General features: G+C 69.2%; 1 protein-coding gene. It reads right to left on the minus strand.

The annotated features are described in order from the left end of the window. Nucleotides 1-354, minus strand: a 354-nt coding sequence (locus tag TN53_RS43155; protein ID WP_046264396.1) for a hydroxymethylglutaryl-CoA synthase, incomplete at both ends; no start/stop codon positions are given.

Here is a 354-nt window from a genome sequence, read left to right on the forward strand (position 1 = left end):
CAACCGGGCTCCACGGTCCCGGGGAGGAACCCGGGGACGGAGCCGGAGCCGAAGCTGGGGAAGGCGAGCGGGCGGCCGGTGAGGTCGTCCGCCTGGTCCAGGAGCGCGGCCAGACCCAGGTACACCGACGCCGTGTAGCTGTTGCCGATCACGGTGTTGTACGCCGTGGTCTGGCCCAGCGCGCCCGCGATGACGTCCTTGTCGGTGTCGTAGCCGCAGTAGTTCAGCAGGTGACGGTGGGCCTTGTACGCCATCTTCGTGAACGGCTGGTGGTAGAAGAACGCGGCGAACTCCTCGAGCGCGCGGCCGCCCTGCTCCGAGTAGTCCTTCCAGGTGCCCTCCACGGCCTGGAGG

Source organism: Streptomyces sp. WM6386 (genome assembly GCF_000972385.1).
In the GTDB taxonomy this organism is placed as follows: Bacteria; Actinomycetota; Actinomycetes; order Streptomycetales; family Streptomycetaceae; genus Streptomyces.